We start from the raw sequence: 25,453 nt of genomic DNA, 5'->3' as shown, positions 1-25,453 counted from the left end.
TTAAATATTTATTTTTGTAAACAAACTTTTTGTATTTTTTAAAACTTGTTTTTTCAATTCCCCTTCATCCAAACCCCTAAACTCTGCGATAAATTTTACAACTTCCTCTACCATCCATGGCTCACACCTTTTCCCTCTATATTTTTGTGGGGCTAAAAACGGTGCATCTGTTTCCACCAACATTCTATCAAGTGGACAATTTTCTACAACCTCTAGCAAATCTAGTTGTGTTTGCGGGTCTGTTTTCTTTGGTGAAAATGTCACAATACCAGTAAACCCCAAATGTAATCCCAAGTCAAGATATTTTTGTGCATCTTCCCAATTGGAAGTAAAACAATGAACTACTCCACGAATTGGTTTTGGTAATTCACTCAAAACTTTCAGCAATTCCTCGTGAGCATCGCGAACATGTATTACAAGTGGTAAATCTAACTCCTGCGCCAATTTATAATGACTTAGAAAAATTTCTTTTTGTTTCGCAAAAACTTCTTTTTTGTCTAAATTTTTTGGAATATGAAAACCATCCATTCCAGTTTCACCAATTCCAATTACCTTTGGTGACTTTGCTAAATCTTTATAAAATTCATAATCAAAATCTTCTGCGCGAGATTTGAAAGCACTTCCCTCCTCTTCTACATCTGTACTAAAAACATGGGTTGGGTGAACTCCAATCGTCGCAAAAACTCCATCGTATTTTTCTGCGATTTCTACTGCTTTTTTACTTGTATTGCTTTGCGTACCAACCGTATTTATAAAAACACCTTTTTCCAAAGTTCTTTTTATAACATTTTCTACATCACCCACAAAAGTTTTAAATTGTATATGTGAATGTGAATCTATAATCATACATCTTATATTAACGCTTTTTCCCAGCTATTTGCAAGGTTTTGTAATAATTTTAAAGTTCTTTCTTCTATTTTTCTTGTAGTTTCTAAATCTAGTTTTATTTCTTCTAATTTTTCGTTTATCATTCTAAAATTTCCTGCACTGCAATCTACCAAAAATTTCTTTTCACCTTCATTTATTGCAAGTGAGTAATGATTTTTATTTTTTATTCTTTCCAGAACTTCCAATAATTTCTCTTGCAAATCATCTATATTCCTTACAAATTTTATTAATGGCAAATTATATTCTTTACTCAAAAAAGCTAATTTATCCGAACCATCCATATCTATCGGCTCTCCATCTTCAAAAGTATTTACCCAAAATCCAACAGTCTCTATCTCTCCACTTTCTGTTTTTCCTGTCAAAACCACTTCATTATATGAACTATTTTTACAACTTTGATTTATCAAATTTTCTATTGGTAAAACTATTTTCTTGGAATTTTTCAAAACACATTCTGGGTTTGTAAAATCTGTGCCACTGTCCGAAATACAAGTGTGCAGAATATTTTCAAACGGAAATTTTAAAATTAAACCAAGTTCGCCATAAGTTTTTATGTGAGAATTATTTACAACCGACGCAGAAATTAATTTCTTTTTATTTATCTCAAACGGATTTTTCAATAAATCAAAATAATGAGTATCATTCCAGACATCTTTTTCGTAAATAAACAAAAACTGCTTTATTCGTGAAATACTATTTTGCAAGCCGTGAACCAAATAGCAAAACTCTTTTTCATTGTGATTTTTTGGATCAGTCAAAAAATTCCAACTTTTATGTAAATCTTCTGCTGAATAAATTTGATTATCTTTTATTAAATCCAAAGGAATATTTTCCAAACCACAAACAACATCTAACAATGCTAATGTTTCTCTAATTAATAACTTTTTTGTTTTGTCTAAATACATATTCGAATATTATGCATTATTAATTATAACATTACAAGCTTTTTTATTGACTTTTTTACTATTTTATGCTAAATTTATTACAGTTCATTTTATAAAACCAGAATATAAAGGGGGTTTATCGTGTTTAAATTGAGTGAAACTGCAAAAAAAATTAAAAATGATTTGGTTAATGCTCTTGGAAAAATTTCTGATGCAATTGATAAATTAGACAAGCCTAAAGAAAATTATACTTTAATAATAAAACAAATTAAAGATGCATTAAATTATGATGGTGTTTGTCAAATTAGATTTATTGCAAAAAAACAGATTTTTGAAACTCTAGATAAAAATCTCTCTAAATTTTTTACTATTACAATTTCACCTATAAATAAAGTTGAGGTTGATATATCAGAAAATTCAGTTTTATTTTTATATACACCCCAACCAAATAAAAATGAAAAAGTGCACGAGACACTATCTTTTAATTTCTGCGATATTCATACAATTACAGTAAAATATTTTGAGTTCTAGAGGTTAAAAACTCGCTAAATTTAGCGAGTTTTTTAATTGAAGTTTATTTTAGGAAGATATTTGCAACATAATCTACTGTAGACTGAAGTATTTTCAGAGCGTCTGGCAAAAGTGGTAAAAATACATAGGCTGTTTTAGAGGCGTATGGAGCAACAACAGATTCTGCTAAGTTTTCCATAAGTTTGTCTGCCAATGGAAAACGCTCTATAAAATAAATTACCAACCCAATACTAAGTAATCCTTCCAAAAGTCCAAACAATAATCCAAGGAATTTATTGAACGAACGAACAAAAGGCATTTTTGTAATTACACCTAAAAATTTATCTAAAATAGAAAATACCAAACCAAAAAGTCTGTTTAATGTAAAAAATAGAATTATAAATGCCAGAACTCTAGTTGCATTCTCATCCCACCCCATTATACTCATTAGCCAACCTGCAAAACCTTCGTAATATCTACTCGCCACAAAAGCACCAAAAATAGTTCCAAGAAGTGAACCTAAAGTATGAACAAAACCAAACCAAAACCCAAAAAACGCAAATCCAGAAATTATGACTATAAAAACTACGTCAATTAAATGGAATTCCATATGGAAGAATTTTATATTAATAAGAATGATGAATCGCTAGGCTCTTTGTTTGCTTGGTGAATCACTCACTTTGTTCGTTTGGGTTAGGAAAGTATAAAACTGGACTAATGTTTTATTTTGATTATTTATATTTTGTGATATTGCATGGGGATATTTCGACTCCGTTTCACTTCGCTCAATATGACATAAAAAAAGACGTCATCCTGAGCGAAGTCGAAGGATCCCCCAATTTATATCATTAAACATAAACTTTTTAACTCCTCTTCCTTCTTAGTCTGCTAACCTCTCTAATCTTGGAAAAAGAATTTTACCTTTTTTAATTTCGCTTTGAGGTTTTAGAAGTCCCCACGCAGTTTCTTGTTCAAAATTTAAATCTTCCTTTTCTATGTCTAATTGTACCAAAATTTGCTTTGCTGTACTAGGAATTATTGGTAAAAGTGCCACAGCCAAATGACGCAACACTTCCAAAAGTTGATAAACAGTCCCAGAAACATCCTCGCCTGCTTTTGCCTTTTCCCAAGGTTTTTGCTCGGAAATATAACCATCTACTTTTGCAGTTAAACTATTTATTTGTTTTACAGCTCTTTGAAAATCAAAATTTTCTATAGCTTTTTTGTAATCTACCCAAAAGTTTTCTGTATCAAAAACATCGTATTTTACTGCTGGCACTAAATTTTTGGTGTATTTTTCTGCCATTGTCAAAACACGAGAGGTTAAATTTCCAATTCCATTTACCAAATGCGCTGTGTAATACTCATCGCATTTATCAAAAGAAAAGTCTCCATCTTGAAAACTAGAAACAGCACCTAAAAGATAAAAACGAGTTGCGTCCGCTCCATACCTCTCCACCAATTCTTTTGGTGCAATTACATTCCCAAGTGATTTACTTATTTTTTCACCGTTTATAGTGATATATCCGTGTATAAATTCTTGTGTAGGAAGTGGAATTTTTGCAGAAAGCAGTAAACCAATCCAGTACAAAACATGAAATCTAGAAATTCCTTTTCCTAAAGTATGCAGCACTTCCCTATCCTGACCTTCTTGAATCCAAAAATCTTTGTATTTTTGTGAATCTTCTGCAAAACCAAGTGCGTTTATATAATTTGAAAGCGCATCTACCCAAACATACATTATCTGACTTTTGTCATTTGGAACTGGCACTCCCCAACCGTGTGCACGCTCGATTGATCTAGAAATACTAAAATCTTCTAACCCTTTTTCTATGAAAGACAGTGCTTCATTTTTTCTATTTTCTGGAATAATTTGCAGTTCTTTTGAATTCAAAAGTTCTTTTATTTTATCTGCATATTTTGAAAGTTTAAAAAAATAATTCTCCTCTTCAATAACTTCTGGTTCTTTTTTGTGTTCTGGACATTTTCCATCTTCCAATTCATCTTCATTATAAAAAGCTTCACAACCAACACAATAAAGTCCTTTATATTTCTTTTTATAAATATCATCCTTATTTAATGTTTCCCAAAGTTTTTGTGCACCTTTGAAATGCCTATCTTCTGTGGTACGAATAAAATCATCCACTGAAATATCCAAATCTTTTACCAAATCTTGGAATTTCTGTGAATACTCATCTACAAAATCTTTTACATCTTTTCCATCTTTATTTGCTGATTGCACATTTTTCAGTGAATTTTCATCTGTTCCAGAAACAAAAAATACATCTTTTCCCAAAAGACGATTGTAACGCGCCACCACATCTGCCTGAATAAATTCCAAAGAATGGCCAATGTGTGGTTCACCATTTACATAGGGAATAGATGTACTAATGTAAAAATTTTTCATATTTTCTATTTTCTAACAACTACAACAAATTCCCCTCTTGCAGGAATATCTTGTGCAATAATTTCTTCTATTGTACCACGATATATAGTTTCAAACTTTTTTGTAAGTTCACGACAAATACAAATTTGCCTATCTTCGCCTAAAACTTCCTTTAAATTTTTTAGTGCTTTGTGAATTCTATAAGGAGATTCATAAAAAACTGTTGTATATTTGTTTTCCGCAACTTCTGTAAAAAACTTTTTACGCTTAGATTTGTGTGGTGGAAAACCTAAAAATAAAAATTTTTCTGCTGGAAATCCACAAGCACTTAGTGCTGTAACCACCGCACTAGCTCCTGGAATTGGTATCATTTCTATATTTTCATAAGACAAAAATTCAACCAATTTACCTCCAGGATCACTAATCCCCGGAGTTCCAGCGTCTGTCACCAATGCCAAATCTTTTCCGTAATTTAGCTGATCCAAAATCTCATGTGCTTTTTTATCTTCGCTATGTTGATGATAAGATTGCAGTGTTTTTTGTATATTAAAATAACTCAAGAGTTTACTAGTCACTCTCGTATCTTCACAATAAATTGCATCCACTTCATGCAATATATCTAATGCTCTTTGGCTTATATCCCCCAAATTTCCAATTGGAGTAGCCACAATGTATAATTTTCCTTTGTTCATAGTCTTTATTTATATATACAGATTATACCAATTTTAACTAAAAATCAAGATAAAAAGAAAAAGAAGGTTTTAAATAACCTTCTTTTGTTTAAAATTTAGAATAAGCGAGCTTTTCTCGCATTTCTCTCTTTAACATATTTACTGTTAATTTTTACATGAGAATAATGTGCTTTTGCAATAAAAGCAAATACAGCTAAAGAAAGGACAAATAAAACAAACTCCAAAAAGAACTCAAAAAACTTATTCACAGATCCTCCTGTGTAAATGCGTACAGAGAAACTTATCATAAAATAAGTATTTTGTCAATGAAAATTGACAAAAATAAAAATAAAATGGATACTATATACATACCAAAGGAGGTAGAAATGGGATATAAATATGAAAGATCTCGTGGAAATTTTTTTTCTGCTTGCAAAAAATGTAGGAAAAATCCGTCTAAACTTGTTCTTATAATGAGAAATGCTGGTGTCTATACTAGTGGCACGTATTATTGTTTAAACTGCAATCAGTGGCTTTGGAAAGTTGAAATAGAATTAGCAGTCGGCGTAGAGCAATCTTTTTTAAGTGAAATTTCAGACTTAATTCCTTTTTTAAAAAATAGTTTAGGTATAAAAGCAGAAACTGCTGAATTAAGTTTTTGCACACAAGGTTATACTGAAGATTTAGAAGAAAGTTTTGCAACTTTAAAAGGAAATTTTACCTTCAAAGGAAATCCAGACGAGATATATAAACTTCTTGTTGATAATTCCATAGTTCTCTCTGTTCAAAATCCAACGCCAGTGGAAAAATATAAAAAAGTAAAATCTCAAAAAAAACCAACAAATGGAAATGGAAAAGGTTGGTAAAAAAATAAGGTCGCAAATTTGCGACCTTTTCTTATTGTTCTATTTTTGAAATGAATTCATCTAAATATAAATACCCTTTCAGACCACTCGGACAAAAATTATTTGAGGGATACCTTAAATCATTCAAAATATAAATAAATGTAATAGTTGTGTTTTCGTCTTCATCCTTATTTAAATCTAAAACTTTGAAATATCCACCTTTTTTTAATTTACACCAACGCCCTAAAATTAATGAGTATCTTTTATTTAAATTTCTATGTTCTTGCTTTGTTCCTTTTAAAAATATAGGGTTTTCGGGAAGTGAAAGCGATGCACTAGCTCTTACAAAAAAAATATCTCCTACTTCTATCATATTTTCATATTCTATAGATATTTTTGTGTCTCTAAAATCATCACAACCGACATTTAAATAAATTGTTGCAATTATTATAGTGATTGCAACAAAAATAAAAACAGATAATTTATACAGCTTTTGAAATTCCACATTATCCTCCTTTAAAATATTTAAAGAGCCTTTATATAAACATTAGCATAAATTTCAAGTATGATATACTTTTTATAAAATTAAATAATCATATTAAATGAAAATTGCATTAATTGGAACACACTCAACTGGAAAAACTACTCTTGGCAGAATTCTAGCGGAAAAATTGAATGAACTTGGTAATAATGTAAATTATCTAAATGAACTTGCGCGCGAGTGTCCCTTTCCAATAAACGAAGCTTCCAATTTTAAAGCACAAAAATGGATTTTAGATAATCAGTTTAGGCTTGAAAATGAATTATACCTGCCAAATGGTTTTTTGATTTGTGACCGTGCGACTTTAGATAATTTTGCTTATATGCAAAGAGCTTCAAAAGATTTGGATTTATATGAATATGAAAAAAAAGCTGTAGAACATATGCCAAGTTATGATTTTGTATTTAAAACAAAAAAACTTGGCCTAGAAGCAACTAACGATGGTGTACGCTCAGTAGATTCTGATTTTAGAAATGAAATAGATGATTTAATTTCTTTATTATTAAAAAAACATAAAATAAATTATCACGAACTTTTACCAACCATTGATTACAATATTCACTTACAATTTATTTTGAATAAAATAAAAGAGCGTTGAAACAACGCTCTTATTTTTATTATTTATTACTCAACATATCTTTTTCTAAGCACTCGTCACATGCACAAGATACTGTATGTGTAAATTCAAAACTAGAATCAAAATCTTCCACATCTCTTTTTTTTTTGGTTTTTGTTTTGAGACTTTTTTATTAACTCTGGGAAGTATTTTTCCAGTAATCGCAATCTTTTCTTTTTCTTTCAAAAAAACAAATATAGACTTTTTAGTATTCAAACAAGGACTTTTACGATTTTTATATCCATACAATGCATGGACTGCGTAAACAGCATTTCTAGTTGCATCTTCCACATGTTGTTTACTATCGTCAATAAACAAATCTACACTAAGTGCTTCTAGTAATTTTCCTTTTGGTTCACCACAAGATCCGAAAACCATATCAGGAGCAAAATTAAACTGCTCATAAGTAAGCTTAGCCCTACAAAACCTAGTAGAACCGCGAACTGTCGCCAAAACAATTTGAAATGGAGACATGCTGTAATCATCTGGAAAAACAGAACGAAGAACAGCACATCTTATAGAAAAATCAACGAACGGTCCCCACAAAAGTGGCTTACCCTCATTTTCTGTTTCATACTCATTGAATCTGACCAATCCATATTTTTCATATTCTCTATCCGCACTATCATCAGCCAAAACACCATCAAAATCGATAGCCAAAACAAATGGAACTTCTGATTTTACTTCTTGGTGGCGTTTTGGAATAGTTTTAACAGAGAGAAAACCCTCATTCATAACATGTCTAACCAATTCCTCGTCTGCAGACAAAAATAAATCTGCATTTAAAACATCTACAAGATAAACAAGTGTATTTTTTGTATTTTTGTTATTTCCAATGAAAATAACTTCAAAAAGTGACTGATCAAAAAATTCTTCAAAATCTGCTTTTTTTAAAGCTTCAAAAAAATCACCTATTTTACTAGGATTTTTCAGTGCAACAATACTCACTTTTACAAGCAATCTTTTTGTATCTGCAAATCCAAAGTCATCTTTTGGTCCAAATTTATGAAGATTCAAAAACTTTTTCAAAAAAGTAATTCCTGAAAGTTTCATACCATCTTCATCAAAAAGTACATCTGGTGTAATAACAAAATGCAATAATGGAAATCTAGAATTCTCTGGAAGTTTACCTAAATCTGCTTTCTCAAATTTTCTCATTTTCTCCTCTCCTGTTGTTAAAGGACATAAAATTAAACTATCATATTTTTAATAAAAAATCAAGTAATTAACCCCCCTCTTGTTTGTTAATTTTACTACTGATATAATAGATACTTAATAACAAACTTTTATGAAATCAACAAAAATTATATTCTTTTTGGCAATTTTAGGCTTACTCATCCCAAGCACTTTTGTACTTGCTGTAGAAGATTTCAATCCAAACTTTATAATTAGTGACTCCGAACTACAAAATTATTCCAGTATGAACCGCGCCGATATTCAAGCTTTTTTGTTGGCAAATGGAAAATTTTTATCCACTTACAAAAGCCCAGACAAAAATGGTGTGAACAGAACTGCGTCAGATATTATTTATCGCTCTGCACAAGATAACAAGATAAATCCAAAATACCTACTTGTAAAATTACAAAAAGAACAAAGTTTAATTTCAACTACAAACCCAACACAAAAACAACTAAATTGGGCAACTGGCTATGGAATTTGTGATAATTGTAGTATGAGCGACCCTACACTTCAAAAACATATTGGTTTTGGAACTCAAGTGGACAGTGCGGCTGGAATTATGCGTTGGTATTACGACAACCAATATAGCGAATCGTGGATTAAAAAAGCTTCAGTTGCATATAATATAGATGGGCAAACTATAGTTCCAGCTAGTTCTGCAACTGCTTTTTTATATACTTATACTCCTCACATTTTGGGAAACAAAAACTTTTGGAAACTTTGGAATACTTGGTTTGAACAGCGCTATCCAGACGGAACACTTCTTCAAGACGCTGAAACTAAGTTAATATACTTACTCCAAGATGGCGAAAAAAGATTGATTTCCAGTATGTCTGTTCTTATTTCCAGATTTGATCCAAAATTTATTATTACAGCTCCTGCATCCGAGCTTTCACGATATGAAGATGGCAAACCATTAAACCTTCCGAACTTTAGTGTTGTGAAAAATGGAGTAAAATATTATCTACTTGATTATGACCATAAGCGTCCATTTGCAAACTACGAAACAGTAAAACAACTTGGATATCATCCAGATGAAATTGTGAATGTCACAACTGCAGATTTGGATGCTTACTCAATAGGTGAAACTATCACAGCCAACCAAGAAAATCCGCTTGGTAGATTATTAAAGATAGAAGAACTTGGTAAATATTACTTCTTTAAAAGTGGTGTTTACATGCCAGTGACAGATCCGCAGATAGCAAAAACAAATTTTTCTGAATTTTCAATAGAAACTGTAAACTTAGCAGATTTAGGAGAATTAGTTTTGGGAAATGCTATATTATTTAAAAATGGAACACTTTTTGGAATCACAGGCTCAAACAAAATTTATGTAGTTGAAAATGGTAAAAAAAGACACATTGCAGATGAAGATGTTTTCAACGGACTTGGATTTAACTGGAAAAATATAATTTGGACAGATCAGTTTACTGGAATGAGTCATATTACTGGAGAAGCAATATATTTGCGTGGCGAAATTCAACCAGTAAACCAAACAACTCAAGTAGTAGCACAAGAACCCACAATAGAAGAAATACCGAGCAATATAGAAGATTTAATGGAAAAAACTCCTGAAACTGAGACAGCTTTTGTGGGAGATGTTTTTGAAACAACAATAGACGCTTATCTTGTGACTGAATATGAAACTGAAAAAATTCTTGCTGGAAAAAATATAAATGTAATTCGACCAATGGCTTCTTTTACAAAAGTTATGACAGCTTTCAGACTTTTGCAAGAAGGACTTACACTTTCAAACATTGGAACAGTCACATACAAATCTAGTGAACACAAATCTACGATGCATTACTTCCGCGTTTCTGAAGGAGAAACTTTTAGAAACAAAGATATAATGAATGCACTCCTTGTTTCATCTCTAAACACACCCGCTAAAATGTTAGTGAGTGAGGTAGAAAAATACGAGCCTTCATTTATTTCTAGGATGAATAAACAAGCAACAGAATGGGAACTTTCGAATACTAGTTTTACAGACACTTATGGATATGATTTAGGCAATAAATCTACAGTTTTAGACTATACAAAACTTTTCAAAAAAGTAATAGCAAATGGATCTTTGCAAAAAATAATGGGGCTGGCTAGCTATGAATATGATGAAATTATTGATAAAGATGGTCGAGAACATCATTATGACTATAACACTAACGAGTTACTTGAATACACCGATTTACCTTACAATATAATTTCTAGTAAAACAGGGTTTTTGTACGAAGCCGGATCAAACTTAGCAATGTTAATAGAAAGAAAATCTGATGGCAAAAAGTTTGTAATAACAACAATGGGAAATCCAGATTACCAAAACCGATTTGTAGAGCCAAATAAACTAAGCAAATGGGTTATAAATAATTTTTAATATGTCTTTAGTATTTGCAGCAATTACACCGCACTCGCCCGCCCTAATTCCAAACATTGGAAAGGATAAGCTAGATGTTATAAAAAAAACTAAAGAAGCAATGGAAAAGCTTGAAGCTGAACTTTATGTGACAAAGCCAAATGTAATTATTACAATTTCACCTCACGGATCTTTTTTTAAGGATGCTTTTACTGTAAATGCTCATACTCACTTTATGTCTTCTTTTGAAGAATTTGGAGATGTGGCTACAAAAAAAGAATGGTATGGAATACCCGAATTAGCTGCTTTGGTTTCACGCGCACAAATGCACACAAAAACTCCTGCACGACTTGTGAGCCAAGAAAAATTGGATCACGGGGCTACAATTCCACTTCATTACCTAACAAAACATCTACCAAATGTAAAAATTTTACCAATTGGCTATAGTGAATTTTCCACAAAAGAACATATAAATTTTGGAAGTGCATTAAAAGAGGTAATTTCTCACCAAAGTCTTAGAATTGCAGTAATAGCTTCTGGTGATTTATCTCACTCACTTACACATGATTCTCCTGTAAAATTCAACGAAAAAGGAAAGGAATTCGATAATATTTTAATAGAACTTCTGGAAACACGAAATACTCTGGGAATTTCAAACTTTAGTGAAGAATTAATAAAAGGAGCATCCGAATGTGGCTATCGTTCAATTCTAATACTTCTTGGAATTTTAAAAAATAAAAACTTCCATTTTAAAAATCTTTCGTATGAGCACCCTTTTGGTGTTGGTTATTTAGTAGGAAAATTTGATTTTTAAATGTGTTTGCAAAAATAATACCTCTTAGAAAAATGCCGTTTGGACTTGGTTGGTTTGATTACAAAATTCCAGCTGAGTTTGAAAACAGTATTCAAGTAGGACAACTAGTAAAAATACCTTTTAGAAAATCCAGTTTATTTGGGGTTGTTTTTGAGGTTATGGATAAGACAGAAATAAAAGGAAAAGCAAGAGAAATTGAAAATATTATCCTTAAAACACCAATTTTGACTGCAAAACATATTGAGTTTGGAATTTTGTCTGCAAGACTTTATGGCGTTTCTCCAGCGATTATTTTGAAAATGATGCTTCCACCTCTCCAAACAAGGAAATTGCAAAAAGTTGAAATAGAAAAAATTGAAGAAAACAGTAAAAACTTTAAAAAAACTAAAATTTTTGTATATAAAAATTTAGAAGAACAAAAAAAATATTTAAAAAAAATAATATCTGAACAAACTTTAATAATAGTCCCAGAAAAAGAAGATATTAAAAATATTTTGAATATTTTACCAAAAGAAAATGTGATTGTTTGGCATAGCGGTTTGAGCGTAAAAGAACAATTTAATACTTGGTTTCAAATAAGAAATGAAGATAAAAAAATAATAATTGGAACTCGTGGCGCTGTTTTTCTACCAATTCCAAATTTAAAAAATATTGTAATAGACAAAGAACACCACGAAGGACATAAACATTGGGATCAAAATCCACGTTATAACACAAAAGACATTGCAAACCTTTACACTGAAATTTTTGGAATTCAAATAAATTTAACCAGCTACTCCCCTAGTTCTGAAACTTATTTTTCTATTTACAAAAATATTTATGATGCACCAAAAAATATAAAAGAAAAAATAAGCACACCACCGCAAGAATTACCAAAAATAATAAATATGGTGGACGAGAGGAGAGGAAAAAACTACTCCCCTTTTTCTTGGTATGCAGAGGAGAAATTAAAAGAAGAAACTGGCGATATTTTTCTATATATAAATAGACGCGGGCTTTCGGGATGTCTTATTTGTAATAATTGTGGACATATAGAAAGATGTGAAAAATGTAATCTACCGCTCGTCACACATGAAAAGACAGAAACTTTGCAATGTCATTATTGTAAAATAAAAAAGAATATTTTAGTTCAATGTCCAAAATGTAGAAGTATCGATATAAAAAACTTTGGAGCTGGGACACAAGGAATCGAAAAAGAATTAAGAAAAATATTGCCAAATAAAGAAATCTATAGAATAGATGGCGATGATGAAAATGTAGATTTTAAAGAAGGGCAAAGAATAATTGTAGGAACTGCAAAGGCTTTCAAAAATATCCGTTGGGAGAAGACAAAACTATTTTTATTTGTAAATATTGATACAGAATTAAATTTGCCAGAATTTGGTGCTCAAGAAAAAATTTGGCATTTAATTCAAAAAGTTCAGTTTACTAGAAAAAAAGATAGTTCATTTTTTGTACAAACTTTATCGCCAAACCATTTTTTGTTTAAATCTTTGTTTGAACCAGATAGATTTTATAGAATGGATTTGAATGGGCGCAAAGCTTTAAACTATCCACCATATAGTTTTATTGTAAAATACATGTATGGCCACGAAAATGAATTTACCGCTCACAAAGAAGCAGAAAAACTGTATAATGAATTGACAAACGGGGTAAAAACATGTAAAATAATGGGTCCACTACAAAGCACGCCAATGTTTTATAGGGGGAAATATTGGTTTGTGATTTTGCTGAAAAAAAAGCTTCACGAAACAGACGAAAAACGCTATAATGTATATAAAGAAATAGCGGAAATTAACAAAAAGATCCCAAGCGAATGGCGGATTGATGTAAATCCATTATCACTATTATCAATATGATTTTACCAATTTTAAAACATCCAAATGAAATTTTAACTACAAGGTCCCGCGAGGTTGATCTTGATTTTGTGGTATCCAAAGAAGCAAAAAAGTTGATAAAGGATATGGTAGAAACTATGTACAACGCAGACGGAGTTGGTTTGGCTGCGCCACAAATTGGAAAAGAAATCAGACTTTGTATAATTACAAAACAATTCACTCCAGACAAAAAAGATTTGGTAATGTTCAACCCAACTTGGGAAAAGACTAGTAGAAAAAAAGTTTCTGATACCGAAGGATGTCTTTCTGTTCCGCACACTTTTGGGAAGGTAAAAAGAATGAAAAATATAAAAGTAAAAGCAGTAAATGAAAAAGGTGAAGAATTTTCTTTTGAGGCCGATGGATTTTTTGCTCGTATTATTCAACACGAAGTTGACCATTTGAACGGCGAACTTTTTATATTCAAAGCTAAAAATATCCACGAAGAAGAAATAAATGGAAAAATCTAAAATAAAAGTAATATTTTTTGGGACGCATAATTTTGCGGTAGAAATTTTGAAAGGACTTTTGAAAGCGCCTTTTATTTCTGTTGAAAAAGTAATTACTCAACCAGACAGACCTGTTGGCAGAAAAAAAGTAATGACTCCTCCGCCGGTGAAAGTTTTTGCACTTAAGAATGGTTTGGAAGTAATTCAACTAGAAAGCCTAAAAACAGCAAATGCCGAGAATTTTAAAACAGATGTGGGAATTACTGCGCAATATGGTTTAATCGTTCCAAATCAGATTTTGGAAGCTCCAACGCATGGAATTTTAAATGTGCACACCTCGCTACTTCCCAAATATCGTGGAGCCTCTCCAATTCAAACTACACTTATAAATGGTGATGATGAAACTGGAATTACGGTTATGCAAATGTCCGAAGGTTTAGACGAAGGTGCAATTTTGAAACAAGAAAAATTGGAAATTTTAGCAGATGACACCTATTTGGATATAGATGAAAAATTAGCAGAAATTGGTGCAAAAATAATTGCTCAAACTGCCAAAGATTTTATAGATAAAAATATAATTCCCCAAGAGCAAAACGACTCAAAAGCAACTTTTTGCAGACAACTAACCCGAAAAAATGGTAAGATAGATTGGAGCCAAACAAATGCTCAAATTTATAATTTATATCGTGGGCTAACTCCTTGGCCAGGAATTTCTACTTCTTGGGAAGGAAAAAATCTAAAGCTTTTGAAAATTAAACCTTCAGAAAAGGAAATCCACGTAGGAGAAGTACTGATAGAAGGAAAGCAAATCTTCGTAGGAACTGGTGAAAAATCTATTGAAATTTTAGAACTTCAACTAGAAGGAAAAAATAAAATGGATGCACAAACTTTCACAAATGGTTTTAAAGCAATAGATAACGCACAGCTTTCGTAATGAGAGTTAGTTTTAAGTATGGTTTCGTTAACTAAATTTTAGGATTTAGGTAGAAACAATATTTAAAACTAACTCTTCAAGTATGCTAAAATTCCTCGCAAATCCAAAAAAAATCTTCAACGAGAATGTTCTTCTTATGGTTTCCATTTTTATTGGCGTAAGAATTCTATCTTTTTTCCTTGCACCACATTTATTTATCCAGGCAATAATATCACTGTCTTTTGTTTTTTTATTTGGAATTTTATATTTTTACAAACCCGAGTGGGCGTGGATAATTTTAATCGGTGAATTATTTTTGGGTGGAGCTGGACATTTCTTTGAGTTTGCTGGGCTTTCCATTCGAACCATGCTTGTACTTACTTTTATAGCTCTTTGGTTTATTACTCCACTTTTAAGCAAAAAATACAAACACAATGCTTCGCTTCCTGTCGTCCCTTCTTTTTTAATTTTATTATTACTAATTTATCTAGGCTTAACTTCTGTAATGGCACTTGTAAATGGTCATGGGTTTAGAGCTGTTGTACAAGATTTTCTACCATTTTCAATTTTACTTCTTACACCGGCTTCTTATTATTTTCTAAAAGAACGCGAAACTCAAATTAAATTTTTACAATTTGCAGTGGCTTTTATAACTGGCTCATTTATATTTTCGTTATTCAATTTTATTGTTTTTTCGGCTGGTTTTACCAAAATCCATGGAATTTATTACAAATGGTTTCGCGATGTGGCAATGGGCAAAATCACAGAAATGGGAGATGGATTTTTTAGAATTGTAACGCCAGAACATTTACTTCTTGTAGTTTTAAGTTTAGTTTTAGTTGGACTTCTAATTAAAAAACAAAAAGACTACAAAAAATTCTTAGTAGCACTTTTGCTGTTTAGTTTTTTTGTCTTAATTCTCAACTTTTCCCGTGCATACTTTTTAGGATTTGGAGTTGGACTTTTGACTCTCAAATACAAACATAGCTGGACAAAATGGACTCAAATCTGTGCTTTTAGTATTGCTTCTGTATTTTTGATATTTTTTGGTACTTCCCTACTCGCAAGCGGTGGAAGTTCACTCGGACTTCCACTTTTGGGAGTTCGTACAGCTAGCTTTGTGCAACCACAAATAGAGACAAGCACAGCCACCAGAATGACCTTAATTACACCTATTTTCGACAAAATAAAAGCCAGCCCAATTGTAGGATCTGGACTTGGGGCAACTATCACTTACACAAGTTTAATAAGTTATGACAAAATCACTACACGGCAGTTTGACTGGGGATATTTCGAAATGCTAGCCGAACTTGGAATCATAGGACTTGCCATATTTTTGGCCTTAATTTTGTATATAAAACGGACATTAATCACAAAAATAAATATTGTCCAAAGTGATTACAAAAACCTATATATTGGGCTTTTTGCTGGGCTTATTGCTTTACTTATCATAAATATCACAACTCCAGCACTTTTCCATACGCTTGGGTTATTCTTCATTGTAATTGTTATATCTATATCTTCTAACTCTGTAACAATTTGGGAGAAAATAACCGACTTTTTCACCCGTTTTGTACACAAATAATTTTGGCTAAATTTAGCCAAAATTACCCAAATACTCTTGACAAAAGTGCTTTAAGGGAGTTTAACATGTTTAAGTTAAAAAATGTAATTACCGTTATTTTTCTAATTTTTCCTTTATTTTTTTCTTTTTTAGTTTATGAAATAACACCTTCAAAAATTACATATTTAATAATTATCTTAACATTAAGCATAGTTTATTTTCTTTTTTTATGGTCTTTGCTTTTGTGGTTTCCGTTTTTAGGAAAACACTCAGCTAAAACATTTATAGTAGGATTTCCTACTTCTTTTGTACTTTTTATTATAGGAATAGGGATGACATAATAAGAAAATAGTCACAAAAGTGGCACCGCTCATCTACGAGCCATGCCACTTTTTTCATTTTAAGTTGCCAAAGCACCATTTTTAGTTTAATCTTAAATTAAGATCTTTTTACAAAAGAAGATAGAAGTGGAAAATAAAGAATTGAAGAAGAAACTATCAGAAGCCTGCAAAAAATCTGAAAGAATTCGCATAGATTTTTCACCAGTAAATTTGGATTGGGTTGAGAAACTTCTACGCATGGAACAGCGATGTTTTCTCACTTTTTACATAGGAACAAAAACTATATTGCAAAGATTAAAAATCAAAGGAGGTTCCATAATAGAAGATCATGGTATGCGAGTTGAGATAACAATGGCCAACTTATTCCCCACCGGATTTTTTACCCAACAGCTTGCTCAATATATTTCAGACATTTCATAAAAATAAAACTCACCAGAATCACTGGTGGGTTATTTTATTGTTTTTATATAACATTTTATTTAAACTGTTCCACAAATTTTGTAAAACCAGCAGTATTTACAAAATAATTTCTTTCATTTTTTTCTAAATTATTATTTATATTTGTTATTTGTTTTTTAATTTTATCTTTTTTACTTTTGTTATCTGAAAGTAAATTAAAATATGTTCCATCTAAAAACGAAATATAATATATTTTTACTTTTTTCTTTCTTTCGCTTTGTTCAATAAGTGATATTATCTCATTCATTTGTTTGTTTTGTCCACCACCACCCTCTTTCATATGTTTATGTTCTAAAATATAAATATTATTTCTATAACGAAACAGAAAATCAGGCATTTTATCTTCTTTTTTGGAACTCCATTTAAAATTAATTTTAAAATATTTTAAAATATCTTTAAAAAGCTTTTTACCTTTTTTATCTGTTTCAATAAACTTTTTCTTATTAAAAGACAAAAAATCTTCAATTTTATTGTGGTTACCATCTTCAAAACCAGCATCTTTTAAAATACTAGAAACTTTAATATTTCCTAAAGAACCACTTTGTTTATGTGCTTTAGCATCACGACCGACCTGAAGTGTAACTGGCGTATAACCATATTTTAAATAAGTTTTGTGTCTTAAATCAATATATTTATTTAAAATCTTTTTTATTATTTTTCTTTGTTCTTTTTCTTCAATCGAACAAAATCCACTATAAGACAAATCTACAACAGACCAAAATGATACAAATTCTGAATAATTTATATTTTTATATTTTAAAACCTCTAGTATATCTAGAATAATTTGATTCATTAATTTATTATTCTTTTTTTTCTTAGCAAAATTATAAGTAGAAATTAATTCTAATAATTCAACATTTTTACTCACTAATTCATTTGGCTTATTAGGATTATCGGAAATAATCAAATCTTCATTTTTTATATACCAATCTTCAATTATTGACTCTTTATTTTCAAGTGAAAATTCAAATAATTTTATATTATTTATTTTTTTCATATAATAAACTGTTTATATTCATTTGTTTTTTGTAAATTAAAGAATCATATGCTTTTTCTAAAATAGCTCTAGCGGTTAAATAATCTAATCTTCTTCGCCTCTCTCCATTTTTTTTATTTCCTTTAAATGGTGATAATAATACATCATCTGTTTTTATTCTAAATTCTTGTAATAATTTATTACTTTTTTCTATAATTTTTTCTATATTTTCTTCTTTAATATTTATGTCTATTAAAGTTATTAAACGAGAACTTTGTTTAATTTTAGATAATGAATAATTAAGCTCCTCTCTTTTCATAAAAGATATTGGTCTTTCTATGCTTGTTGTATCTACAGCTCTTAAAGCTATTTTTCCATGTGGTGCATTAAATTTAATTGGAATATTTTTTGTTGGCTTAAATCTCATTTTTTCATATTTATCTAAATCACCTAAAAGTTTATCATTTTTATATAATAAAATTTTATTATAATTTTTTATTTTATTATCAAAACAAACAACACAAGTTGGAATTTCTGTATCCTCAAACATTAAACCTTCTATAATTGTAATACTCTTCATTCTATGTTTTGGAAATTTTGAATTTATAAATGTTTCTGGAATAATCATAACGCCAAAATTATTTTTTAAACTCCTTTCAATTGCTATTTGATATAAATCATTAAACTTAGAACTTTCAAAATAATTTGCAACTTGCTTATAAATTTTTTTTCTTTTAGCGCTGTAATTAGTTAAATAAGGAGGATTAGTGATTATAATACTATTTTTAATAATAGGTATATCTAAAAGACTATCATTAAATTTCCAATTTAATTCTAAATCCACATCCAAACCAATTGTTTTTTTAAATCCAATCTCTTTTGCAACTTTTAATAAATCACCTCCTCCAGCAAAAGGATCGAACGCTATTTTAGAATTTGTTGATTTTATAAAATCAAAAACATGCTTCCTAAGCCAGAAGTTATTTTTAGTAAAAAATTGTCCTAAAATTTGTTTTTTATTTTCCACACTTTTATTTTACACCTAAAATAGAATATCTCAAAAAATAAATTTATTTCAAATTATATTTCTCCTCTATCACTTTCCTGGCTTTTTCGTGTTGTTTTACTCGTTTTTTGAAGAATGGTAGAAAATTCCAAGGTTTTTTGTAGGCAAACTTTGGAAGCCAAGTACTTATTCCAGCTTTTTTGGGAGTTGCTTTAAACAAATATTCATTTATCCAAATTCCTTTTTTACCCTTCTCTGCCATATTTAGCCACAAATCCCAATCTTGAAACCTTTTCAAAAACTCATCGAATCCGGGAAAATCTTCTCTATAAATAAGTGAAGTTGTAATTATGTAATTTTTCTTTTTCAATTCTTCCACATTAAATTCCATTGCTGGCATTTTTTTGAAACCAAAGTGAAAATTAGAATAAGCAAAACTCGCTGATTCATTTTCTACCAAAGCCAAGTGCATTTTTTCTAGCATATCCAATTCACCCACAATATCATCATCCCAAAAAATCACAAACTTTCCAGTTGATTTACTAAACCCTTTATTTCTTGCCGACGGCGCACCTTGATTTTCTTGTCTTATCAAAGTAATCTTTTCAAAAAATAACATATCTTTGAGCATGTCTTCCACAGGAATTTTACTTCCATCGTCCACTACAATTACTTCTATATTTTTGTAAGTTTGCACCATTATACTTTGCAGTGTTTCTAGCAAATGTTTTCCTGGATTATATGTTGGCACTATTACACTTATCAAATCGCTCATAGTATTAATTATTGTTTTATTTTGAACAAAGGACTGATGTTTTATTATAATTATTTATGTTTTGGTGATATTGTACGGGGATATTTCGACTCCACTTTGTTCCGCTCAATATGACGTAAAATAATAACGTCATCCTGAGCGACAATCGAAGGATCCCACAATTTAATTCACCAAAACATAAAATTCATAATTTTGATGATACTTTTCCAAGATCCCTCAAGCTCCACCTTGTTTCGTTCGGGATGACATATATATTTTCTCAACTTTCGACTTTATAAACTTTCTACTTTTTACAATATTTTTGTTAGTTGTTTTTCCCACACAAATTCTTGTGCTACTCTATTTTTTGCATTTTCACCAAAACTTTTTGACAATTCCTCATCTTGCAATAATCTTATAACTGCACTTTTTACAGAAATTCCATCGTAAGCATCTACCACAAAACCTGTTTTGTTATTTATTACAGCCTCCTGTACTCCCCCGCTAATTCCTGCAACAGACGGCAAACCCACAGCCCCAGCTTCTAGGAAAACTAAACCAAAACCTTCTTCTAAATTATTTTCTTTGTCTTTATGAGTTAAAAGTAAAAATAGATCTGCCAAATTATAATATTTTTGTAATTCTCCATTTGGAACATCTCCTAAATATCTTACAAAATTCTGCAAATTCTTCTCACGCACAATCTTCCAAAAAACATCGCTTTTTTCTCCGCTACCTGCCACAAGCCAAATTACATTTGGCATTTCTTTTATTATTTCTGGTAAAACCTGCAAGAAAAGTGAGTGCCCTTTTCCTTCTGCAATTCTACTTGCGGTCAAAATTACCTTTTTCCCACCCAATGCCAATTCGCTTCTTAATTTTTCCAAATCTCCTTCGTAATTTTGAAGGAATTTGTTGTTTGGACAAGGATAAACAACTACAGTTTTTTCAATTAAACTTTTTGTATTTATTATAGCCTGCGTTTTTAAATATTCACTGTTCACCACAATCTTTTCTGCATTGTTTACAATTTTTGCATACCACTTCTTTTTTCTTCTTGTCCTCACCGCCATCTGCACATCTGTGCCGTGCAAGAAAACTAAATATGGAATCTTGTACAACTTATGGATAAGATACGCTATATAACCAACTGGAAGCACATGGTGGATATGGATCAATTCTATTTTTTCTTTTTTTACAATTTTTCTAATTTGAAAAAATAATTTTAACCACTTTGGCCAAAATAGTAAAAAATACGGTTCACCACGAAATAAATTTTCTTTTTCAATAACTTCTTTATTTTTTGGAGCCCAAATAAAAACCTCTCCACCCAAATGCTTAGAATAGTCAGAAATATAAGTAGAAATTCCACCAATTTGTGGTGGATATTCTAGTGTGATTATTAAAGTTTTCTTCATATTTTGTTTTTCCTAAAAATAAAATAAGCGTCTTTTACTTGTGAAATTGTCATTGTCTTCGTGGCAAAAACCATGACAGAATAAACCACCGCTCCAACCAGAACTGCACCAAATAAATTTATATATATGTTGGTCCACCATACAAAAATTCCCATAATTAAAGCTGAAAAGGCGGATTTAAGAAACATTTTGAAAATTCTAGAATGTTTCAACTTTATAACTTGTGGCACAATTGTATAACCCAAAACTGCAAGTAAAATATTTCCAACCAAAGCAGAAATAGCAGCTCCAACAACTCCGTAAATTGGAATTAATATTAAGTTTAATCCAACATTTACAACCATTACAAAACCAACAATTACTGTTTGTATTTTTTGCCTGTCGCAAGCATTTAGGAAAGCACCAATTGGGAAACTGATAAACGAAAATATCAAACTTCCAACCAAAATCTGCAAAGGTAAAATTGAATTTGAAAATTCTGGTGTATAAATTGTCAAAATAATATCTTTGGCCAAAACTGCGATTCCAACCGAAATTGGAAAAACCACAATAAGCAAATATCGTAAACTTTTTTCAAATAATTCTGATAATTTCTTTTTGTCTGAAACAAAATATTCACTAAAGCGTGGGTAAAGTGCAGCCACAAAAGCAAGTGGCACAAACTGAAAAGCATAAGTGATTTTGTATGGAATACTATACCAACCCACTGCTTCGTTGCCGGCGAGCTTGGAAAGTAAAATGGAATCTGCATAAGAATAAACCCGCGCAAAAATAGCAGCAATTGCAAACGGAATGGCGATTTGTATAAGACGAATAAAAACTTTTTTGTCGTATTTTGGACGCAGTGAAATTTTATGTTTTTTGTACAAAACTGTTGCAGAATAAAATACATTTAACATACTTGGAATTAGAAATGCAAACATCAAAAATATAAGCGGATAACCGTTGAAAAGGAAAAAAGTTCCCAAAATAAATGTAATGGTTTGACTCATTACAATTCCAACTGCTTCGTACTTTAAATTTCCAAATGCTCGTAAAATCCCATAAATGGAAAGATGGAGTGAATCAAAAAGCATTGTAATTCCAGAAAGATAAACCAAAGATTTTATATCCATTTCGTAACCCATTGCGTTTATTGCAATAATCACTCCAATATATGCAAAAATTCCAAGAATAAACTTTGCAAAAAGAACATTGGAAAAATATGATTGAGCTTTTTCTTTGTATTTTGCGCTTTCACGAATTAACACATTGTTTAGGCCCAAATCCACAAAAACCACAAAAATTGTGGTAAAAGATAACGCGAAAAAATACATTCCCACACCTTCAGCACCCAGCTGGCGCGCAATAAGTGTAAAATAAACAAAAGCAACCAACTTCTGACCAATAGAAGCTGTTATCATAAACATTGTATTTTTTGTTGTTGATGCCATATTTTTGTAAGTTCTTTATTCTTATTCTATCGTAGAAATAGTTAAAAAACAAGAAAAAAATGTAAAAAATAAACTTATTATCTAAAAACTTTTTTATTTTAGAGAATTAAAAAAACGGACAGTTTCAAACTGTCCGTTTATGTATTGTTAATTTTAAAAATTTTGACCACCCACGCAATACTGAGACCTATATTTTGCAAACTGTATAAGCCTGCAAGAAAAATAGAGGTGATAGAAAAGAATTGCATAATTTCAAAAAATAAAATATTTTCTATTTTTGAACTTCCAAAAATTATAAATTCAGTAATTTTATAGAAACCAGAAAAATAAACTGTTCCGATTCCAAAAAAAACCAATGAACATGCAACAATGTTCAAAAGAAAAGAAATATTTGCATCTTCGCTTGTTGTAATTGCCCAAATAGCGATAAATCCAGAAGTCATAGTTAGAAAATGCTGTAAACTTTCGGAGCTTTCAGCAAAAAATACTATGAAAATAAGTCCAGAAAACCAAAGTGCAAAAAATCCATATAAAATACTAGTTTTTACGCCAGCATTCAAAATAGAGATCTTGTCTTTTCTTTCCAGCTTAGAAATATCTTCTGGTAAAACATTTGTAAAAAAAGCTATTAAAAGTGGATTCAGAGAAATTTTGAAATCAGAATGCTTGCGCGGAGTAAAACTCCACGAAAGTTTTTCAGAAATTTTAAGCCCAATTTCGAACTCTTTTATTTCGACTCCTTTTTGCCTTACTTTCCACACATATCCCAACTCGTGGACTAAAAGTGCAAATATTCCAACAAAAGCCAATAAAAAGATAGACATCTCCCACCTCTTTTTTTGAGTTTAAATGAACAAAACTTAATAGATTAGAATATCACATTTTTTAGCTTTTGTCAATAGAAATGTAATGAAATCTGTATCTAAAAGCAAAATATGCTATAAAAATTATAAATATGCCTGCGATTATAAAAGGAGCTCTTAAATTTATACCCAAAAGCACTCCACCAATTACAGGACCTATTGCGTTTGATAAACTTAAATAAGAAGTGTTTATACCTAGCATCTCCCCTATTCTTTTACTGTCGGATATATTTGTTATAAGTGTTGTTATTATGGGTTTTACCAATGGATTTACAAGACTCAAAGCAACAGAAACTACTACAAAATACCAAAAAATAGGAATAATTGGTAATAATATAAAAGTTATTCCACGCAAAAATAAAGCTACAGATATAATATAGATTAATTTGAATTTTTTAGAAATAGGACCAATAGCAAAAATTTGCACAAGCATACTAACCATTCCAAAAAGTATAAGTAAGTAGGTAATATCCTGGACAGTCCCACCTAAACCATTTAAAATATAAGGTTGAAATGTAAAAGTAAACATTGTAAAAGTAAGTCCACTTGCTAAACTTATAATAAATAAAGGGGCTAGTTTTGGTATTTTATAAGCTGTAAAAATTTCTTTATTAAATAATTTTTTACAGTTTACACTAGTTTTTTCGTCTATTTTTTTCAAAGTTTCTGGAAGAAAAAATAAAGTAATAATCATTGCTGTAAATGCAAAAAGAGCCGACGCAATGTATGGCATATTTAGCGAATACTTAACAAAAACTAAACTTAAAATAGGCCCAACAATAAAGCCAAGTCCAAACATAGCACCAAAAATTCCAAATATTTTCGCGCGATTTTTAGGTTCTACAATATCAGAAATTACAGCTTGGGCTACAGAATTGTTTCCTCCAGTAACTCCATCTAAAAACCTAGCTAAAAATAAAAACAAGACAGTCGGTGCAAAAGCAGTCATAAGACTTGCGACTCCAGTTCCAAACAAACTTATTACCAATAATTTCTTTCTACCAAAAATATCTGCCAACTTCCCTATCACAGGAGTTGCAAAAAATTGTGCCAAAGGAAATAAACCAAAAAGTAGTGAAGTTTGAAAATTATTCAATCCATATTCACGAGCGTACACATAAATAATTGGAATTATAATCGTAAAACTCAATATATTTACAAAACCAATGAATAACGCAATAAATAGTGTTTTTCTCATAATTTCCTAAATATACAAAAAGTCGCAAGCGAAGTAACGGCAAGTTGCAAAAATGGAGTTAAACCTACTTTTAAATAAGGAACTAACGGCATAGATTCTCTATAACCCCACTTTCCCAAATATAATGAATGCAATTCTACAGCCGTAGCACTCAGAAATCCTATGAATAAAATCAAAACTATATCTTTTTTATTTATCTTTTTTACCCAATTTATGTCTTCTTTCAAAAATGCAATAAACAAATACAAAACTGTAATAAATCCTGCATCCCAAAAAGTGGCGCGGATTAACATTGGTATATGTTCTTTGAGGTTATCGGCGCAAGAATACAAAAATGAATGGGAAATTTCCCAGACAGAATTTATAGCAAAACCAATTAGAAAAACATATAAAATTGTTTTCCAGTTTTTTCTTAGAAATTTTATTGTTTTTCTGTGCATAATAAAAATTAAACAGATTAAATAAAAATGTTATATTAAACTTAACATCGTAAAATATATATAACCAATCTTAAATAGTTA

27 protein-coding genes are annotated in these 25,453 nt (G+C 30.4%); 11 read left to right on the top strand and 16 right to left on the bottom strand.

Annotated elements, in window-relative coordinates:
* Both L3J07_01480 and L3J07_01475 read right to left on the bottom strand, forming a co-directional pair.
* Window positions 1-846, bottom strand: a complete 846-nt coding sequence (locus tag L3J07_01480) for a TatD family hydrolase (protein MCF6276500.1) — start codon at window positions 844-846, stop codon at window positions 1-3.
* A gap of 5 nt (window positions 847-851) precedes the next feature.
* Window positions 852-1,793, bottom strand: coding sequence for a hypothetical protein (locus tag L3J07_01475; GenBank protein MCF6276499.1), 942 nt, complete (start codon window positions 1,791-1,793; stop codon window positions 852-854).
* A 120-nt stretch (window positions 1,794-1,913) separates the two neighbouring features.
* Between L3J07_01475 and L3J07_01470 the strand changes: the two genes are divergently transcribed.
* Window positions 1,914-2,303, top strand: coding sequence for a hypothetical protein (locus L3J07_01470; GenBank protein ID MCF6276498.1), 390 nt, complete (start codon window positions 1,914-1,916; stop codon window positions 2,301-2,303).
* Between the two features lie 43 nt (window positions 2,304-2,346).
* Here L3J07_01470 and L3J07_01465 read toward each other — a convergent pair whose 3' ends face one another.
* The 4 genes from L3J07_01465 to L3J07_01450 form a co-directional block, all read right to left on the bottom strand.
* A complete protein-coding gene (locus L3J07_01465; GenBank protein MCF6276497.1) occupies window positions 2,347-2,892 on the bottom strand; it encodes a CvpA family protein in 546 nt (181 codons plus the stop codon).
* Between the two features lie 270 nt (window positions 2,893-3,162).
* Window positions 3,163-4,689: a methionine--tRNA ligase gene (gene metG, locus L3J07_01460; protein MCF6276496.1), complete on the bottom strand. Its 1,527-nt coding sequence runs from the start codon at window positions 4,687-4,689 to the stop codon at window positions 3,163-3,165.
* A gap of 5 nt (window positions 4,690-4,694) precedes the next feature.
* Entirely contained in the window at window positions 4,695-5,360 is a 666-nt protein-coding gene (gene rsmI / locus L3J07_01455) for a 16S rRNA (cytidine(1402)-2'-O)-methyltransferase (protein MCF6276495.1), read from the bottom strand.
* A 95-nt stretch (window positions 5,361-5,455) separates the two neighbouring features.
* Complete coding sequence (locus L3J07_01450) at window positions 5,456-5,608, bottom strand: hypothetical protein (protein ID MCF6276494.1); 153 nt, start codon at window positions 5,606-5,608, stop codon at window positions 5,456-5,458.
* A 117-nt stretch (window positions 5,609-5,725) separates the two neighbouring features.
* On the opposite strand from L3J07_01450, the gene L3J07_01445 reads away from it, so the two are divergent.
* Window positions 5,726-6,205 (top strand): hypothetical protein, encoded by a 480-nt coding sequence (locus L3J07_01445; protein MCF6276493.1) that lies wholly within the window; start codon window positions 5,726-5,728, stop codon window positions 6,203-6,205.
* Window positions 6,206-6,236: 31 nt separating this feature from the next.
* Here L3J07_01445 and L3J07_01440 read toward each other — a convergent pair whose 3' ends face one another.
* On the bottom strand, window positions 6,237-6,689 hold the full coding sequence (locus tag L3J07_01440; GenBank protein MCF6276492.1) for a hypothetical protein: 453 nt from the start codon (window positions 6,687-6,689) through the stop codon (window positions 6,237-6,239).
* A 97-nt stretch (window positions 6,690-6,786) separates the two neighbouring features.
* Here L3J07_01440 and L3J07_01435 point away from each other — a divergent pair, with 97 nt between their 5' ends.
* Complete coding sequence (locus L3J07_01435; GenBank protein MCF6276491.1) at window positions 6,787-7,323, top strand: ATP-binding protein; 537 nt, start codon at window positions 6,787-6,789, stop codon at window positions 7,321-7,323.
* Between the two features lie 45 nt (window positions 7,324-7,368).
* Here L3J07_01435 and L3J07_01430 read toward each other — a convergent pair whose 3' ends face one another.
* Window positions 7,369-8,499 carry a 5'-nucleotidase gene (locus tag L3J07_01430; protein ID MCF6276490.1) on the bottom strand — a complete coding sequence of 377 codons (1,131 nt, stop codon included), beginning with the start codon at window positions 8,497-8,499 and terminating at the stop codon, window positions 7,369-7,371.
* Window positions 8,500-8,629: 130 nt separating this feature from the next.
* Here L3J07_01430 and L3J07_01425 point away from each other — a divergent pair, with 130 nt between their 5' ends.
* From L3J07_01425 to L3J07_01390, 8 genes are all read left to right on the top strand, one after another.
* Window positions 8,630-10,888, top strand: coding sequence for a serine hydrolase (locus L3J07_01425; protein MCF6276489.1), 2,259 nt, complete (start codon window positions 8,630-8,632; stop codon window positions 10,886-10,888).
* A 1-nt stretch (window position 10,889) separates the two neighbouring features.
* Window positions 10,890-11,681, top strand: coding sequence for an AmmeMemoRadiSam system protein B (gene amrB, locus L3J07_01420; protein ID MCF6276488.1), 792 nt, complete (start codon window positions 10,890-10,892; stop codon window positions 11,679-11,681).
* A 2-nt stretch (window positions 11,682-11,683) separates the two neighbouring features.
* The gene (gene priA, locus L3J07_01415; protein ID MCF6276487.1) at window positions 11,684-13,540 is read left to right on the top strand and encodes a primosomal protein N'; all 1,857 of its coding nucleotides are present in this window, start codon (window positions 11,684-11,686) and stop codon (window positions 13,538-13,540) included.
* A complete protein-coding gene (gene def / locus L3J07_01410) occupies window positions 13,537-14,028 on the top strand; it encodes a peptide deformylase (protein MCF6276486.1) in 492 nt (163 codons plus the stop codon). The genes priA and def overlap by 4 nt, the downstream gene beginning before the upstream one ends.
* Complete coding sequence (gene fmt, locus L3J07_01405) at window positions 14,015-14,941, top strand: methionyl-tRNA formyltransferase (GenBank protein ID MCF6276485.1); 927 nt, start codon at window positions 14,015-14,017, stop codon at window positions 14,939-14,941. The genes def and fmt overlap by 14 nt, the downstream gene beginning before the upstream one ends.
* Before the next feature lie 82 nt (window positions 14,942-15,023).
* Window positions 15,024-16,505, top strand: a complete 1,482-nt coding sequence (locus L3J07_01400; protein MCF6276484.1) for an O-antigen ligase family protein — start codon at window positions 15,024-15,026, stop codon at window positions 16,503-16,505.
* Window positions 16,506-16,570: 65 nt separating this feature from the next.
* Window positions 16,571-16,825 carry a hypothetical protein gene (locus L3J07_01395; GenBank protein MCF6276483.1) on the top strand — a complete coding sequence of 85 codons (255 nt, stop codon included), beginning with the start codon at window positions 16,571-16,573 and terminating at the stop codon, window positions 16,823-16,825.
* Window positions 16,826-16,951: 126 nt separating this feature from the next.
* A complete protein-coding gene (locus tag L3J07_01390; GenBank protein ID MCF6276482.1) occupies window positions 16,952-17,245 on the top strand; it encodes a hypothetical protein in 294 nt (97 codons plus the stop codon).
* A 55-nt stretch (window positions 17,246-17,300) separates the two neighbouring features.
* On the opposite strand, the gene L3J07_01385 is transcribed toward L3J07_01390, so the two are convergent.
* The 8 genes from L3J07_01385 to L3J07_01350 all read right to left on the bottom strand — a co-directional run bounded on the left by L3J07_01385 (window position 17,301) and on the right by L3J07_01350 (window position 25,372).
* The gene (locus tag L3J07_01385; protein ID MCF6276481.1) at window positions 17,301-18,281 is read right to left on the bottom strand and encodes a hypothetical protein; all 981 of its coding nucleotides are present in this window, start codon (window positions 18,279-18,281) and stop codon (window positions 17,301-17,303) included.
* Window positions 18,265-19,287 carry a hypothetical protein gene (locus L3J07_01380; protein ID MCF6276480.1) on the bottom strand — a complete coding sequence of 341 codons (1,023 nt, stop codon included), beginning with the start codon at window positions 19,285-19,287 and terminating at the stop codon, window positions 18,265-18,267. Before L3J07_01380 ends, L3J07_01385 begins: the two co-directional genes overlap by 17 nt.
* A gap of 43 nt (window positions 19,288-19,330) precedes the next feature.
* Window positions 19,331-20,041 (bottom strand): glycosyltransferase family 2 protein, encoded by a 711-nt coding sequence (locus L3J07_01375; GenBank protein ID MCF6276479.1) that lies wholly within the window; start codon window positions 20,039-20,041, stop codon window positions 19,331-19,333.
* Window positions 20,042-20,331: 290 nt separating this feature from the next.
* The gene (locus L3J07_01370) at window positions 20,332-21,438 is read right to left on the bottom strand and encodes a glycosyltransferase family 4 protein (protein MCF6276478.1); all 1,107 of its coding nucleotides are present in this window, start codon (window positions 21,436-21,438) and stop codon (window positions 20,332-20,334) included.
* Window positions 21,435-22,871 carry a flippase gene (locus L3J07_01365; GenBank protein ID MCF6276477.1) on the bottom strand — a complete coding sequence of 479 codons (1,437 nt, stop codon included), beginning with the start codon at window positions 22,869-22,871 and terminating at the stop codon, window positions 21,435-21,437. The genes L3J07_01370 and L3J07_01365 overlap by 4 nt, the downstream gene beginning before the upstream one ends.
* 137 nt (window positions 22,872-23,008) lie before the next feature.
* A complete protein-coding gene (locus tag L3J07_01360; protein ID MCF6276476.1) occupies window positions 23,009-23,695 on the bottom strand; it encodes a hypothetical protein in 687 nt (228 codons plus the stop codon).
* A gap of 61 nt (window positions 23,696-23,756) precedes the next feature.
* The gene (locus L3J07_01355; GenBank protein MCF6276475.1) at window positions 23,757-24,932 is read right to left on the bottom strand and encodes an MFS transporter; all 1,176 of its coding nucleotides are present in this window, start codon (window positions 24,930-24,932) and stop codon (window positions 23,757-23,759) included.
* Complete coding sequence (locus L3J07_01350; GenBank protein ID MCF6276474.1) at window positions 24,929-25,372, bottom strand: hypothetical protein; 444 nt, start codon at window positions 25,370-25,372, stop codon at window positions 24,929-24,931. The genes L3J07_01355 and L3J07_01350 overlap by 4 nt, the downstream gene beginning before the upstream one ends.
* Window positions 25,373-25,453: the final 81 nt, after the last annotated feature.

The organism is Candidatus Magasanikbacteria bacterium (assembly GCA_021648085.1).
GTDB lineage: Bacteria > Patescibacteriota > Patescibacteriia > Magasanikbacterales > UBA922 > JAKITS01.
Note: the sequence above shows the minus strand (reverse complement) of the source record. Positions and strands in the feature narration are given on the sequence as shown.

Coding starts and splice junctions, on each gene's coding strand:
- L3J07_01480 (MCF6276500.1), bottom strand. CDS start 846: ATGATTATAGATTCACATTCACATATACAATTTAAAACTTTTGTGGGT.
- L3J07_01475 (MCF6276499.1), bottom strand. CDS start 1,793: ATGTATTTAGACAAAACAAAAAAGTTATTAATTAGAGAAACATTAGCA.
- L3J07_01465 (MCF6276497.1), bottom strand. CDS start 2,892: ATGGAATTCCATTTAATTGACGTAGTTTTTATAGTCATAATTTCTGGA.
- metG (MCF6276496.1), bottom strand. CDS start 4,689: ATGAAAAATTTTTACATTAGTACATCTATTCCCTATGTAAATGGTGAA.
- rsmI (MCF6276495.1), bottom strand. CDS start 5,360: ATGAACAAAGGAAAATTATACATTGTGGCTACTCCAATTGGAAATTTG.
- L3J07_01445 (MCF6276493.1), top strand. CDS start 5,726: ATGGGATATAAATATGAAAGATCTCGTGGAAATTTTTTTTCTGCTTGC.
- L3J07_01435 (MCF6276491.1), top strand. CDS start 6,787: ATGAAAATTGCATTAATTGGAACACACTCAACTGGAAAAACTACTCTT.
- L3J07_01430 (MCF6276490.1), bottom strand. CDS start 8,499: ATGAGAAAATTTGAGAAAGCAGATTTAGGTAAACTTCCAGAGAATTCT.
- L3J07_01425 (MCF6276489.1), top strand. CDS start 8,630: ATGAAATCAACAAAAATTATATTCTTTTTGGCAATTTTAGGCTTACTC.
- amrB (MCF6276488.1), top strand. CDS start 10,890: ATGTCTTTAGTATTTGCAGCAATTACACCGCACTCGCCCGCCCTAATT.
- def (MCF6276486.1), top strand. CDS start 13,537: ATGATTTTACCAATTTTAAAACATCCAAATGAAATTTTAACTACAAGG.
- fmt (MCF6276485.1), top strand. CDS start 14,015: ATGGAAAAATCTAAAATAAAAGTAATATTTTTTGGGACGCATAATTTT.
- L3J07_01400 (MCF6276484.1), top strand. CDS start 15,024: ATGCTAAAATTCCTCGCAAATCCAAAAAAAATCTTCAACGAGAATGTT.
- L3J07_01395 (MCF6276483.1), top strand. CDS start 16,571: ATGTTTAAGTTAAAAAATGTAATTACCGTTATTTTTCTAATTTTTCCT.
- L3J07_01385 (MCF6276481.1), bottom strand. CDS start 18,281: ATGAAAAAAATAAATAATATAAAATTATTTGAATTTTCACTTGAAAAT.
- L3J07_01375 (MCF6276479.1), bottom strand. CDS start 20,041: ATGAGCGATTTGATAAGTGTAATAGTGCCAACATATAATCCAGGAAAA.
- L3J07_01370 (MCF6276478.1), bottom strand. CDS start 21,438: ATGAAGAAAACTTTAATAATCACACTAGAATATCCACCACAAATTGGT.
- L3J07_01365 (MCF6276477.1), bottom strand. CDS start 22,871: ATGGCATCAACAACAAAAAATACAATGTTTATGATAACAGCTTCTATT.
- L3J07_01360 (MCF6276476.1), bottom strand. CDS start 23,695: ATGTCTATCTTTTTATTGGCTTTTGTTGGAATATTTGCACTTTTAGTC.
- L3J07_01355 (MCF6276475.1), bottom strand. CDS start 24,932: ATGAGAAAAACACTATTTATTGCGTTATTCATTGGTTTTGTAAATATA.
- L3J07_01350 (MCF6276474.1), bottom strand. CDS start 25,372: ATGCACAGAAAAACAATAAAATTTCTAAGAAAAAACTGGAAAACAATT.